The sequence below is a fragment of the Clostridium ljungdahlii DSM 13528 genome (genome assembly GCF_000143685.1).
GTDB classification, from domain to species: domain Bacteria; phylum Bacillota; class Clostridia; order Clostridiales; family Clostridiaceae; genus Clostridium_B; species Clostridium_B ljungdahlii.
On sequence record NC_014328.1, the window covers coordinates 723,471 to 737,665 of the forward strand.

General features: G+C 32.1%; 10 protein-coding genes and 2 riboswitches. Of the genes, 6 read left to right on the plus strand and 4 right to left on the minus strand.

Going from position 1 to position 14,195, the window contains the following annotated elements:
* Positions 1-205: 205 nt before the first annotated feature.
* Genes CLJU_RS03235 through CLJU_RS03245 form a run of 3 tightly spaced genes read right to left on the minus strand, consistent with a single transcriptional unit; the run spans position 206 to position 2,755 of the window.
* Entirely contained in the window at positions 206-1,120 is a 915-nt protein-coding gene (locus CLJU_RS03235) for a DMT family transporter (protein WP_013237328.1), read from the minus strand.
* 21 nt (positions 1,121-1,141) lie between these two features.
* A complete protein-coding gene (locus CLJU_RS03240; protein WP_013237329.1) occupies positions 1,142-2,002 on the minus strand; it encodes a ComEC/Rec2 family competence protein in 861 nt (286 codons plus the stop codon).
* A 27-nt stretch (positions 2,003-2,029) separates the two neighbouring features.
* On the minus strand, positions 2,030-2,755 hold the full coding sequence (locus CLJU_RS03245; RefSeq protein WP_013237330.1) for a lysophospholipid acyltransferase family protein: 726 nt from the start codon (positions 2,753-2,755) through the stop codon (positions 2,030-2,032).
* Between the two features lie 398 nt (positions 2,756-3,153).
* Between CLJU_RS03245 and CLJU_RS03250 the strand changes: the two genes are divergently transcribed.
* The 3 genes from CLJU_RS03250 (at position 3,154) to CLJU_RS03260 (ending at position 7,549) form a co-directional block, all read left to right on the plus strand.
* Positions 3,154-4,515: a beta/alpha barrel domain-containing protein gene (locus CLJU_RS03250; RefSeq protein ID WP_013237331.1), complete on the plus strand. Its 1,362-nt coding sequence runs from the start codon at positions 3,154-3,156 to the stop codon at positions 4,513-4,515.
* An 80-nt stretch (positions 4,516-4,595) separates the two neighbouring features.
* Positions 4,596-6,521 carry an aconitate hydratase gene (locus CLJU_RS03255; RefSeq protein ID WP_013237332.1) on the plus strand — a complete coding sequence of 642 codons (1,926 nt, stop codon included), beginning with the start codon at positions 4,596-4,598 and terminating at the stop codon, positions 6,519-6,521.
* Between the two features lie 17 nt (positions 6,522-6,538).
* Positions 6,539-7,549 (plus strand): isocitrate/isopropylmalate dehydrogenase family protein, encoded by a 1,011-nt coding sequence (locus CLJU_RS03260; RefSeq protein ID WP_013237333.1) that lies wholly within the window; start codon positions 6,539-6,541, stop codon positions 7,547-7,549.
* Positions 7,550-7,711: 162 nt separating this feature from the next.
* On the opposite strand, the gene CLJU_RS03265 is transcribed toward CLJU_RS03260, so the two are convergent.
* The gene (locus CLJU_RS03265) at positions 7,712-8,995 is read right to left on the minus strand and encodes an O-acetylhomoserine aminocarboxypropyltransferase/cysteine synthase family protein (RefSeq protein ID WP_013237334.1); all 1,284 of its coding nucleotides are present in this window, start codon (positions 8,993-8,995) and stop codon (positions 7,712-7,714) included.
* Positions 8,996-9,104: 109 nt separating this feature from the next.
* Positions 9,105-9,213: riboswitch (SAM riboswitch) on the minus strand.
* Positions 9,214-9,474: 261 nt separating this feature from the next.
* A riboswitch (SAM riboswitch) is annotated at positions 9,475-9,582 on the plus strand.
* A gap of 265 nt (positions 9,583-9,847) precedes the next feature.
* Here CLJU_RS03265 and CLJU_RS03270 point away from each other — a divergent pair.
* From CLJU_RS03270 to CLJU_RS03280, 3 genes are all read left to right on the plus strand, one after another.
* Positions 9,848-12,247: a homocysteine S-methyltransferase family protein gene (locus CLJU_RS03270; RefSeq protein ID WP_013237335.1), complete on the plus strand. Its 2,400-nt coding sequence runs from the start codon at positions 9,848-9,850 to the stop codon at positions 12,245-12,247.
* Between the two features lie 221 nt (positions 12,248-12,468).
* Complete coding sequence (locus tag CLJU_RS03275) at positions 12,469-13,155, plus strand: beta/alpha barrel domain-containing protein (RefSeq protein ID WP_013237336.1); 687 nt, start codon at positions 12,469-12,471, stop codon at positions 13,153-13,155.
* A 213-nt stretch (positions 13,156-13,368) separates the two neighbouring features.
* Positions 13,369-14,193 carry an ABC transporter substrate-binding protein gene (locus CLJU_RS03280; protein ID WP_013237337.1) on the plus strand — a complete coding sequence of 275 codons (825 nt, stop codon included), beginning with the start codon at positions 13,369-13,371 and terminating at the stop codon, positions 14,191-14,193.
* Positions 14,194-14,195: the final 2 nt, after the last annotated feature.

Here is a 14,195-nt window from a genome sequence, read left to right on the forward strand (position 1 = left end):
GAAAGGCTATTGGAGAATATCCAATAGCCTTATATTATCTAAGTCGTTAACTAACAAGTATCTTAAAGAAATAGATTTAGTTTCTGTATCTAAAGTATATTTATTAGTATACTAATTTCTTTTGAACCACTATGTACTGAACTGTGTGGGAAATCTGCTAAATAAAATAATTATTCAACTCCTACTTGATTAGTGTATCCTATTATTATGACTTTTTATTGTAAGATAAGATTAAAACTGTACTTAAAATAAGTATACTTCCTATAATATCAAATATACCAAAAGGAGTGTGAAGCCATAGTATTGACACTGTAGTTGCAGACATAGGTTCTAAACAAGAAAGTAAACTTGTTTCTGAAGCTTTAATGTACCTTGTACTATCCAAATACCAATAGAAGGAAACAAGGGTTCCAAAAACAACTACAAAAGTAATTGCTAAAATTGAATCAGTAGAGTATTCTCCTTGTATTCTCCAAAAAGGATGAACGAAGCTAAAGAATATTCCACCTAAAAGCATTCCCCAACCAATTACAATATCACACCCCCATCTTTTAATAATATATACAGGTTGAACTACATAAAATGCAGCAGCAAATGCTGATAAAACTCCCCAGAATAAAGCTAAGTTGGAGATGGCTAGGCTATGTATATTACCTCTAGTAATGAGTAAGAACGTACCTAATAAAGCCAGCAGGATTGATAATGTTTCCCTTAAGGTAGGAAGTTCTTTAGATTTAAAGGACACATAACATACAATTATTACTGGACTCAGATATTGAAGTATTGTAGCTGTAGCAGCATTCCCATATTTAATCGATGCAAAATAACCATATTGTACGCCTATTAATCCTATGATACTAAAGAAAATTATGTTTCTCCTACCGTATTTAGATTTCCATATATTAAAGATTTTTTTACCATTCTTTAAGTATAGAAATATAAGTAGGAGTGATCCTGACAGTAAAAGACGAATATCTACAAGCCATTCTGGACTAATATCTTTTTTTTGAAAAAGATATTGAGCTACAGGTCCTGAAACACCCCAAAGCATAGAAGCGGATACTACTAGTAGTATCCCTTTCATCCTTGAATTGTTTTTTAATGTAATTTGAGTATCCATTGCAATTCCTTTCTGTGATTGTTAGTCTTGTTTACTTATCTTAGTGCCATTACTAGTGAGAATGATTGTTCCACTTATATCGGTTCTATATATTTGTATATTTTTCTTTTTAAGTTTATTTATTGTCTTTTTATGTGGATGTCCATATTTATTATTTTTTCCGCAACTTATTACTGCTATTTTAGGATTAACTTTATCCAGAAATTGTTGTGAAGTGGAGCTTGAACTACCATGATGACCAACTTTTAGTACATCAGCTGATAGATCATAATTTTTATCTATCATTTCCATTTCACTTGTTTTTTCTGCATCCCCTGTAAAAAGAAATTTGGTATTTCCATAAGTTAGTTTTAATACTACTGAATAATTATTTGTATCTGGATAACTCTTACTATTAGGTGCAAGTATTTCTGCAGTTGTATTTTTACCTAAGTCTAACTGTAATCCAGGAGTTGGAGCATCTATTTTCATATTTTTATTTTTTAATTGTTGAATCATATACTCAAAAGTTTTTGTATTAACTATTTTTTTAGGAGTATAAAACTTATTAACAGTGTATTTTTTTATTACATTTCCCATGCCACCTATGTGATCTTCATCAGGATGGGTTGCAATTACATAGTCAAGTTTTTTAATATTTTGTTTATTTAAATAAGACATCAATTTGTCTCTACTTTCATTTGGGCCAGCATCTATCAAAAGGTTTTTTCCATTTACTTGTATTAATTCACTATCTCCTTGTCCTACATCTATATAATGAACTTTAAGTCCACTGTAGTTGGAATTAGTATTTGAATTAGTATTATTTGTACATCCTGACATTAGAAATATGAAAATAAATACGATTGATAGTATATTAAAGTATTTTTTTATAAATTTCATTCAGTGTCCTCCTTTATGAATCCTATATTAATTTTCTAAATAAATATGTTTACTTATTTCTGATTTTATGTTATCTGCTAAAGATTCTCTCTCTTCTCTCGAAAGAGAATCTGTATAAATTGGCTTACATATAGTTATATTTACATTTGCAGATTTTATCATAGAATGAGCATTTCCCTCTCTTAGTTTATAACTTCCATCTATAGCAATTGGAACTATAGGTACTTTAGATTTTAAAGCCAGTTTTAAACTTCCCTTTTTAAATTCTCCTATTCTAGGGCCTTTACTTCTGGTGCCTTCAGGAAATATTACCATACTATGTCCATTATTTAATAGTTCACTACCTTTATTTATAGATTTTATTGATTCTCTTATATCATTTCTATTTATAAAAATACAATTAATTTGTTTCATCCAGTAAGAAACTAATTTGAACTTCGTTAGTTCTTTTTTAGCTATAAATCCTACAGTCCTGTCTAAAGAAGATAGTATTATAGGTATATCTAAAAAACCTTGATGGTTTGAAACAAAAAGGCAGGGAACCTGTGGAATGTTTTCTGTACCGGTTACTTTTACAGATGCATTTATAAGCTTTAATATAAAATTAGACCATTTTTTCACAGCTATATATATATAATTTTCAGCTTCTTTTTCAGAACCACTTTTTCTAATTCTGTCTAACTTCAATTTTTTAACTAATGAATAGACCATGTACAAGAAAAAAACTACATAAAATAAAAAAGTTTTTAACATAAAATTATTCCTCCTTGAAAATTCTAATTATGAGTTCATGATAATACAACATTTATTATAACATATACAGTACTTCAAATTAGTATAGAGCCAATATTTGATTTAAAAATCCTATTATGTATTATAAAAGACCCATAATGAATACGTTACATAAAATTGCGTCAAAAATAACAAATAAATATTTGCTTATCAATAATAAAAGTGATACAATATAAGCATATTTATTATAGAAATGGTACTAATAAGCCATGAATATGCTTATAAATATTCAAAAACAGTACATAAATATAGATTACAAAAAATAAACGCAAAATTCATATATGAAATATAATGTATAAAATAATTCAAAAAGCCATTTTAAAAGATAGGTCCAATATTAATCCGAGGAGATGAATTAAATGAAAAAAAGTTCCTATGAATATAAATTAAATAATGTAGATAGTCCCAATTTTTATAAAAATATATTTCCCTATGATGAAATTCCAAAAATAAATTTTAATGGAGTACAAATACCTAAAGACTTACCTGAAAATATATATATTACGGATACTACATTTAGAGATGGCCAGCAGTCAATGCCTCCGTATACTACAGAACAGATAATTAGAATTTTTGATTATCTTCATAATTTGGATAATAATTCGGGAATAATAAAACAGACGGAATTTTTTTTATACACAGAGAAGGATAGGAAAGCTGCTCAAGTATGTATGGAAAGAGGATATGAATTCCCGGAGGTTACTTCATGGATAAGGGCTAATAAAGAAGATTTTAAGTTGGTAAAACAAATGGGAATTAAAGAAACGGGAATGCTTATGTCTTGTTCAGATTATCATATATTTAAAAAGTTGAGAAAGACTAGAAAAGAAACTATGGATATGTATTTAGGTATAGTTAAAGAAGCTTTGGATAATGGAATTCGTCCAAGATGTCATCTAGAAGATATAACCAGGGCTGATTTTTATGGATTTGTAGTTCCACTTGTAAATAAGTTAATGGAATTATCGAAACAATCAGGTATTCCTATAAAAATAAGAGCCTGTGATACCCTTGGACTAGGAGTATCTTATAGTGGAGTGGAATTACCAAGAAGCGTACAGGCTATTATGTATGGTCTTAGGAACAATTGTGGTGTTCCTTCAGAATGTATAGAATGGCATGGACACAATGATTTTTATGCAGTAGTAAATAATTCTACAACAGCTTGGCTATATGGTGCATCAGCTGTAAATACTTCATTTTTAGGAATTGGAGAGAGAACAGGAAACTGCCCACTAGAAGCTATGATATTTGAATATGGACAGATAAAAGGAAATACTAAAAATATGAAACTTGAGGTTATAACGGAATTATCAGAGTATTTTAAAAAAGAAATGGAATATGCAGTTCCACCTAGAACCCCTTTTGTGGGAAAAGAATTTAATGTAACTAGAGCTGGAATACATGCAGATGGAATATTAAAAGATGAAGAAATCTATAATATATTTGATACGGATAAAATTTTAGGAAGGCCAGTTGTAGTAGCTGTAAATCAATATTCCGGTCACGCTGGAATTGCAGCCTGGATTAATACCTATTATAGATTAAAAGATGAAGAAAAAATTGATAAATGGGATACTAGAATTGCTAAAATTAAAGAATGGGTGGATGAACAATATAAAGCAGGAAGAACTAGCATAATAGGAAATGATGAACTAGAATTATTAGTTGATAAGATGCTGCCAGATATTTCACAAAAAAAAGAAGAAAGAGCTAGCTAGAGTAGATACAAGATTTATATAATAAATTCAATTGATTATAAGTTGAAAGTTTATCTACAACTATATAATGGAGGATAACAATGGGATTAAATGCATCACAAAAAATTATAAAAAATCATTTGGTTAAAGGTAAAATGATAGTAGGAGAGGAAATAGCTATAAAAATAGATAGAACACTTACCCAGGATTCAACTGGAACTATGGCTTATCTTCAATTTGAAGCACTTGGAATAAATAGAGTGAAAACTAAAAAATCTGTAGCTTATATAGATCACAATATACTTCAATCAGGTCCAGAAAATGCAGATGATCATCTTTACATTCAGACTGTGGCAAAAAAACATGGCATATATTTTTCAAGACCTGGAAATGGAATATGCCATCAAGTTAATCTTGAAAGATTTGGAGTGCCTGGGGATACCCTTTTGGGTTCAGACAGTCATACACCTACAGGCGGAGGTATAGGAATGCTTGCCATTGGTGCTGGTGGATTAGATGTAGCAGTAGCTATGGGCGGTGGAGAATATTATATAAATATGCCTAAGATAGTAAAAGTTAACTTGAGGGGTAAGTTAAGTCCCTGGGTTACAGCAAAAGACATTATTTTAGAAATGCTTAGAAGATGCACAGTTAAAGGTGGAGTAGGGAAGATATTTGAGTATGTGGGAGAAGGAGTGAAAACTTTATCTGTACCCGAAAGAGCGACAATAACAAATATGGGAGCAGAACTTGGAGCTACTACTTCCATATTCCCAAGTGATGATACAGTACGCGATTTCTTAAAAGCCCAGGGAAGGGTAAAGGATTTTTCGTATGTTCAGCCGGATGCAGATGCAGTTTATGATGAAGAAATGGAAATAAATTTATCTACTCTTGAGCCTATGGTAGCCTGTCCGCATAGTCCAGATAAAGTTGTACCAGTATCCCAGCTTAAAGATGTTAAAGTAAATCAGGTATGTATAGGAAGTTGTACTAATTCTTCTTTTGTAGATATGATGAAGGTTGCACATATATTAAAGGGAAAAACAGTTAATGAAAATGTATCACTTACTATATCACCGGGTTCAAAGCAGGTTTTAAACATGATTGCTCAAAATGGAGGACTTGCATCTATGGTAGGGTCAGGGGCTAGAATACTTGAAAGTGCCTGTGGACCTTGTATAGGTATGGGACAGTCACCATCTACAGATGCAGTATCACTTAGAACGTTTAATAGAAATTTTGAAGGAAGATCTGGAACAAGATCAGCTAAAATTTATCTTGTAAGTCCTGAAATTGCAGCTGCATCTGCAATAAAAGGCTATATTGCAGATCCAAGAGAACTGGGAGAACCTATTTATATTGAGATGCCAGATGAATTTCTTGTAGAAGATAATATGATTGCTCCTCCTGATGAAACAGGAGATAACATTAAGGTAGTTAGAGGCCCTAATATAAAGCCTTTTCCAAAGGCAAAGTCTTGTGAGAATATAACTTGTGGCAAAGTACTTACAAAAGTTGGAGATAATATAACTACGGACCATATAATGCCGTCAAATGCAAAATTGCTTCCTTATAGGTCAAACATACCTCATTTAGCTGAATACTGCTTGACTCCTTGTGATGAAGATTTTCCTAAAAAAGCAAAGGAAAATGGAGGAGGAATTATTGTAGCTGGAAGTAACTATGGTCAGGGTTCCAGTAGGGAACATGCTGCACTTGCTCCTCTTTATCTTGGAGTAAAGGCAGTTCTTGCTAAATCTTTTGCTAGAATTCATAGGGCAAATTTAATAAATAATGGAATAATACCTTTAGTTTTTGAAAATGAAGATGATTATGACAAGATAGATGTTATGGATGAACTGGTTATAGAAGATACTTTAAAACAAATTAAGAATGATGTAGTTACTGTGAAAAATAAGAATAGAAATGAAGAATACAAAATGGTATTTAATGTTACGGACAGACAGAGAGATATGATAAAGTTTGGTGGACTTTTAAATATGATGAAAGAAAATAACAAGTGATTATTGGAGGATTAAAAATGACGCATAAAGTTACTCTTATTAAAGGTGATGGTATAGGACCAGAAATTTGTGAAGCTGTAAAAAAAGTTATAAATAAGAGTGGGGCAGATATTGACTGGGAAATACTTGAGGCTGGAGCTTCAATTTTGGATAAATATGGTACACCAATACCAGATAATATTATAGAAAGTATAAAGAAAAATAAAGTAGCACTTAAAGCACCAGTTACTACCCCTGTTGGAAAAGGATTTAAAAGTGTCAATGTAACTCTTAGAAAAAAATTAAATCTATATGCAAACATAAGGCCTATAAAAACTTATTCTGGAGTAAAATGTAGATATGATAATGTGGATCTTGTAATATTTAGAGAAAATACAGAAGATTTGTATGCAGGGATTGAGCATATGATAAATGATGAAATAGCAGAAAGCGTTAAAATAATATCTAAAAAGGCAAGTGAAAGAATAGTAGAGGCAGCTTTTCAGTATGCAATTAAAAATGGAAGAAAGAAAGTTACGGCAGTTCACAAGGCTAATATAATGAAACTTTCAGATGGACTTTTTTTAAAAACAGCTGAAAAAGTAGCGGAAAAATATAAAGGTATTCAATTTGAAAGTGTAATAGTAGATGCTATGAGTATGAAACTTGTACTCAATCCAGAGGACTATGATGTACTTGTTATGCCTAATTTATATGGAGATATTTTATCAGATATGGCATCAGGACTTATAGGCGGGCTTGGATTAGTACCAGGGGCTAATATAGGAGAAGATGCAGCAGTGTTTGAAGCTGCCCATGGTTCGGCTCCGGATATTGCAGGACAGAATAAAGCAAATCCAACGGCTATAATACTTTCGGGAGTTATGATGCTTAACTATTTAGGTGAAACAGAAGCGGCAAATAAAATTGAGATAGCTATAGAATCTGTACTTAGAGAAGGTAAATATTTAACAGAGGATTTAGGAGGAAATGCTACTACTACTGTATTTACTAAAGCTATTATAGAGAAAATTGAAAATTGTAATTAAGTATACTTAATTTTTTTAGTTGAAAGTTGATAGTGGATAATTGTCAACTTTCAACTATTTAAAATCATACATAGGGCTGACATACTAATTAATTAGTAGTCAGCCCATTATTTATGGGTTAAAATAATATAAAAATTATGGGAGTCAAATTAAATTAATTTATCAAGCTTTTGCAAGAGCCTGATCCAAATCGTATATAATGTCATCAATATTTTCCACACCTATTGAAAGCCTTATAAGGTCTGGAGTAACTCCAGCAGCTTTTTGTTGTTCTTCATTTAACTCTGCATGAGTTGTACTTGCAGGGTGAATTACTAATGATTTTGCATCTGCTACATTTGCAAGTAAGGAGAACAATTTAACGCTGTTTATAAATTTCTTTCCTGCTTCAGATCCACCTTTTATTCCAAAGGTAAATATTGAACCTGCCCCTTTTGGAAGGTATTTCTTAGCTAATTCTTTGTATGGACTTCCATCAAGTTCAGGATAGTTTACCCATGCAACTTTTGGATGTTTACTTAAAAATTCAACTACTTTTCGTGTATTTTCTACATGTCTCTCTACTCTAAGAGAAAGTGATTCAAGTCCAAGTAAGAAATAAAAAGCACTTTGTGGACTTAGTGTTGCGCCTGTGTTTCTTAAAAGTTGTACTCTGGCTTTTGTAGCAAAAGCTGTAGGTCCAAGATCTGCATATACAAGCCCATTATAGCTTTCATCAGGTGTTGTAAAGTCAGGAAATTTTCCGCTTGCTGCCCAGTCAAATTTTCCACCATCTACTATAATTCCGCCTAAAGTAGTCCCGTGACCACCTATAAATTTAGTTGCAGAATGAACAACTACGTCTGCACCATATTCTATAGGTCTTACTAGATAAGGAGTTCCAAAAGTATTATCTATAATAAGAGGAATTTTGTTTTCATGGGCTATGTTTGCTACAGCTTCTATATCCAAAACATTGATTCTAGGGTTACCTATTGTTTCTGCATAAACTGCTTTAGTTTTATCTGTAATAGCTTTTCTGATGTTTTCAGGGTCATCGGGATCTACAAAAGTTACATCAATTCCTAACTTTTTCAAGGTTACTGAAAACAATTCATAAGTTCCACCATAAAGTGTGCTAGCTGCAACTATATTGTCTCCTGCACTTGCTACATTTAATACAGCGTAAAGTATTGCTGCAAGTCCGGAAGATGTAGCAAGGCCTGCGCTGCCGCCTTCAAGGGCTGCTACTCTTTGTTCAAATACGTCTTCTGTTGGGTTCATTATTCTGGCATAAACATTTCCTGGTTTTTTAAGCTGGAAAAAGTCTGCGGCTTCATCGGCATCTTTAAATACAAAGGATGTAGTCTGGTAAATTGGAACTGCTCTTGCACCTGTAGTTGGGTCAGGCACCTGGCCTGCATGTACTTGTAATGTTTCAAATCCTAATTTTCTTTCTTCACTCATTTTTTCGTCCTCCTAATACCTTTTAATATTTTGAGCGAAACTTCTATAACCTGGCAGAATAAAAAAATCTTCTTGTAAGATAAGTTACAAGAAGATTCTATCTTCATGCTTCTCATCTTTCAGGTTAACACCTGCTGGAATTAGCACCGTTGAATGAAAATGATCATTCAGGTTGCCGGGCATCATAGGGCCAGTCCCTCTGCCACTCTGGATAAGAAGTTCCGTATTCGATTGAGAAAATCATACCAGACATAGATAAGGTTTGTCAATAGAAAAATAAAAAAATATTTAGAAAATTTTATCTGATGGCTACCTACTGTAATACTCCCACGCGCTCTGTGAAAGCGACTATCATCAAATCAAAGATTTGAGATATCTGCTTTTCCCACTAAGTAAGATTCATTGATATTACGAATTATAGTAAAATAGTCATGTAAATAGTATTGACAATTGATAGTTAAAGTATTAATATTAAAGCACTTTTATCACGAGAGGTGGAGGGACTGGCCCAGTGAAACCCAACAACCGGCACTAAAGTGCATCGGTGCTAATTCCTGCAGAATAAAACGAATTCTGAAAGATAAGGAAAGTTGATTTTGTCAAATTTAAAGCTGCTTTTCTGATTGAAGGGCAGCTTTTTTAGTTAATAGTTAAAAATGAAAAATTAATAGTTAGTGAGCGAAAGCTGAGTAAATAAATATTAATTCTAAATAATATTATTGTATATTTATACAATATTAAATAATTTAGATGTATTGTATAAAATTTGTTTAAAGTTTAAAATTTTATACAAGAAGTAATGGATTAAATAATTTGAACATGAAACTTGTATTTGAAAAAGGAGTGCAGCAAATGTTATTTAAAGATTTATTAAATAAGTTTAGTAACAAATTTGTTTTTTTTGATGGAGCTATGGGAACCATGCTTCAAAGAGCAGGACTTAAAGTAGGTGAACTTCCAGAAACATTAAATATAACAAATTCAGAGATTATAAGAAAAGTACATAGGGAATATTTAAACGCAGGATCAGATATCATAATAACAAATACTTTTGGTGCTAATGAACTTAAGTATAGTTCTTCTGATTATACAATAAAAGATGTAATTACAGCTGGAGTAAAAATTGCAAAGGAAGAGGCAAAGGATAAATTAGTAGCACTTGATATAGGACCTACAGGACAAGTTATGGAGCCTACAGGAAGTTTAAGTTTTGAATCTGCATATGAATTATTTAAAAGTCAAGTAATTATAGGGGAAAAAGCGGGAGCAGATATAATTCTAATAGAAACTATGTCTGATTTGTACGAAGCAAAGGCAGCTATTCTTGCGGCAAAAGAAAATAGTTCTCTTCCAATATTTTGTACAATGACTTTCCAGCAGGATGGAAGAACTCTAATGGGAACAGATCCAAAAACTATGGTATTTGTGCTTGAATCGTTGGGGGTGGATGCCCTTGGAGTGAATTGTTCCTTGGGACCGGGAGAATTGCAAGATATTGTAGATGAAATCTTAAAGTATTCTTCTATACCCGTTATAGTTCAGCCTAATGCAGGACTCCCAAAGTATGATGGCGAAAATACGATTTATGATATAACTTCAGATGAATTTGCAGAAAATGTAGTGATTATGGCAAAAAAAGGAGTTAGGTTTTTTGGAGGATGTTGTGGAACAAGTCCTGAATTTATAAAAACTATGGTAAAAAGTTTGAAAAATATAGTACCTTTAGATATAAAAGAAAAAAATTATACCACAGTGTGTTCAGCCAGGGATACTGTGTTCCTAGGTAATAGGATAAAATTTATAGGGGAGAGAATTAATCCTACAGGTAGAGATATTTATAAGAAAGAGCTTAAGGAAGGAAAGGTAAATTTTATACAGAAAGAAGCAGTGAAGCAAAAAGAAGAAGGAGCACATATACTTGGGCTTAATGTAGGACTACCTGAGATTAATGAAGTTCAAACTATGAAAGAAGCAGTAAAAGCAATACAAAAAGTAGTACAATTACCTATAGATATAGACAGTCCAAATCCTAAAGTGTTAGAGGCTGGAGTTAGAGTTTATAACGGTAAACCTATAATAAATTCAGTAAATGGTAGAAAAAAGTGCATGGAAGAAGTATTTCCAATAGTAAAGAAGTATGGAGGCTGTGTTATAGCCTTAACTATAGACGAAAATGGAATACCTGATACTGCAGAGGGTAGGGTAAAGATTGCAGAAAAGATAATCAAAACTGCCGAAAACTATGGAATCAAGAGAAAGGATATAATAGTTGATTGTCTTACGCTAACTGCATCTGCTCAACAAAAGGAAGTGCTTGAGACAATAAAGGCCATAAAGATTCTAAAGGAACAATTTGGAGTAAAGACTACTCTTGGTGTAAGTAATATATCCTATGGACTACCTAGAAGATGTATATTAAATAGAACTTTTCTTGCACTTGCTCTTCAGGCAGGACTTGACTTGCCAATAATAAATACAGCAGACAAAGGCGTGAAAGATATTATTTCAGCTTTTGAGGTTTTAACAAACATAGATAAAGAAGGAAAGGAATATGTAAAAAAATATAGCGGTAAATCTGAAGGTGAAAAAGCAAAATGGGGAAGCGATATTCCTAATTCAGGTGAAAATGATAAAAATCTAAAACAGACCATTATTGATGGAATGGAAGAGGAAGCAGTAGAGTTAACTTGTAAGCTTTTGAAAAGTAAGAAGGCAGTAGATATAGTAAATTCTTATATAATTCCAGCGTTAGATGAGGTAGGTGTACAATATGAGAACAAGGATATATTTTTACCACAGTTAATACAATCAGCTGAAACTGTAAAACAAGCTTTTGAAATAATAAAGAAAGATATGCTTAAAAGTGGCGAAAATAAGATATCCAGGGGAAAAATAATACTTGCTACTGTTAAAGGAGATATACATGATATAGGAAAAAATATAGTTAAAGTGCTTTTGGAGAATTATGGATTTGAAGTTATAGATTTGGGAAGAGATGTAGATATTAGTGAAGTAGTAGATGCTATAATAAAAAATAACGTAAAGTTAGTAGGACTCAGTGCACTTATGACAACCACCGTAAGTAATATGAAAAAGACTATAGATGCTATAAGAGATAAGGGGCTTCAATGTAAAGTTGTAGTAGGTGGAGCAGTATTAAATCAAAATTATGCAGATATGATAGGTGCAGATTATTATGCTAAGGATGCTAGAGAAACTGTAAAGATAGCAGAAGAATTATTTTCAGTTTAGGATAAACAGAGTTCTTGGCATCAGATGGAGTTTTGACTCCACCTAATGCTTAGAAATCGTTATCCAGGGACATAGCTGCTCTTTACTCCCACTTGGAGAAGTGGAAGTATTAGAGCAGGTAGTCATCGGATAAAAATAATTTTTATGGAATATTTAATGTGTTTAATATACAATAATATGTAAGAGAGACAATATCAAAATAGATTTTGGGAGATATAAAAATGGGTGAGAAGATTAATAAAAAAGATGTTAAATATGTACCAGAGATAAGAGGAGTACTTAGAGGGCATATGATAAATTTCCCTGGTGTAATAAGGGAGGCCAGCGGCATAATAGTTTTTGGAAAAAGAATAAAATCTTTTGCATTTACTACGGATATAGCAGTTATAAAAAATATAGATGCAGATGCAATTTTAGCAGTTTATCCTTTTACACCCCAATCAGTTATAACAGAGTCATTAGTTACAGCTTCTGATGTACCCATATTTTGCGGTGTAGGGGGTGGACTTACCACAGGAAAAAGGGTTGTAAACTTAGCATTAAATGCTGAATTTACTGGAGCTATGGGGGTAGTGTTAAATAGTCCTACATCTAATGAAATTGTAAGAGCTGTTAGAGAGGCTATTGACATTCCTATTATAGTTACAGTAGTATCTGAAAGAGATGATATTCAAAAGAGAATGGAATCGGGAACTTCCATATTAAATGTATCTGCGGGTAAGAATAGTGCTTCTCTTGTGAGAAAAATAAGAGAAAAATATAAGGATATTCCGATTATAGCTACAGGGGGAAGGACTAAGGAAAGTATAGAGGAAACGATAGAAGCAGGTGCAAACGCTATTTCATATAGTCCTCCTTCTACGGCAGAATTGTTTAAGGGGACTATGGAAAAGTACAGGAATATGTAATAAACAGGGGCTCTGTTCAAAGCAATGTAAGAAGTTGCTATTGAAGCAGCCTCTTTTATTTTTGAATAAACAGAGAAATATGTATAAGTACAGAATAAAAATAGTATAGAAAAAACAAAAAAGGTATTGAATAATTATAATATTAAATGTATAATTATTTATATATTTAACCTAAGGAGTTAAAAATAATAATTATAGAAAAGGGGAAAAAAAATGAAGAAGTTAAAAAAGACAATAATTGTAATGTTGACAATTGTTTTTGCAGCTGCTTTATTTGCAGGATGTGGGAGCAGTAACAGTAATAGCGGAGATGAACAAAAAGGACAGAATGCTTTAGAGAGGGTAAAAAAAGCAGGAGTTCTAAAGGTAGGACTTGAAGATTCTTTTCCACCAATGGAATTTAGAGATAACCAAAACGTACTTAAAGGTTTTGATATAGATATGGCAAACGCTATAGGCAAAAAGCTGGGAGTAAAGACTCAATTTGTAGGTACTGAATTTAATGGAATAATTTTAGCACTTAACTCTGGAAAATTTGATGTTATAATATCAGGACTTAGTATTGATGAAAAGAGAAAAAAGCAAATAGATTTTTCACAGCCTTATATACAAAATGCACAAATTATAGTTACTAAAAGCGGAAATGAAGCAATTAAGACTTCAAAAGATTTAGCTGGAAAGAAAGTAGGAGTAGGACTTGGTACAACTAGTGAAAAAGTTGTTCAAACGTTACAAGGTATAAAAGAAGTTAAAAAATATGATAAGACTACAGAAGAACTTCAGGATTTATTAATAGGAAGAATTGATGCGGTTATAGTAGATGAACCAGTTGGAAAATATTATATATCTAGTCCTGACAAGAAAGGAAAATATACAGTACTTAATGAAAAACTTACTAATGAACCTATGGGAGTAGGATTTAAAAAGGGAGACAAGGAACTTGAGACAGCAGTACAAAAAGCATTAGATGAGTTAAAAAAGGATGGAACAATGTCTAAAATCTCTACTAAATGGTTTGGAGAAGATATATATAAATAGTA